This window comes from Corynebacterium sp. HMSC069E04, from assembly GCF_001813175.1.
GTDB lineage: Bacteria > Actinomycetota > Actinomycetes > Mycobacteriales > Mycobacteriaceae > Corynebacterium > Corynebacterium aurimucosum.
Genome location: NZ_KV811637.1, coordinates 1 through 348, shown reverse-complemented (window position 1 = coordinate 348; position 348 = coordinate 1). Strand labels below are relative to the sequence as shown.

The following is a 348-nucleotide window of genomic DNA, read 5'->3' as shown; positions in this document are numbered from 1 at the left end:
AACGAACACACAACCAACAAGGCAACCACCACAAAAGCAGCAGAAGACAATGCTGGTGTGAACACACAAAACACAAAAGAACAAAGAAATCACACAAACCACAACCCACCACCAACACACGCACAAAGCACGTATCAGCAGCAAGCACATGGTTTAATGCTCGCGTCCACTATACAGTTCTCACACAACACCCCACACAAACCAACAACCAGAACATTAAGCACTCCGACCATCAAGCTCATGTGGGTTAAACAACCAGGGAACAATGCCCCAGACACCCAACAATGCACCACGTACTTTTAAAAAATGTTAGTCAACCATTCTGGTTAAGATGTATCTCCACCCGAT

The 348-nt window shown here is 45.1% G+C and carries 1 protein-coding gene; it reads left to right on the top strand.

The features are described from left to right. Positions 1-303: hypothetical protein (locus HMPREF2896_RS12940; protein WP_210388733.1), on the top strand; the 303-nt coding region annotated here is incomplete at its 5' end. Positions 304-348 lie beyond the last annotated feature (45 nt).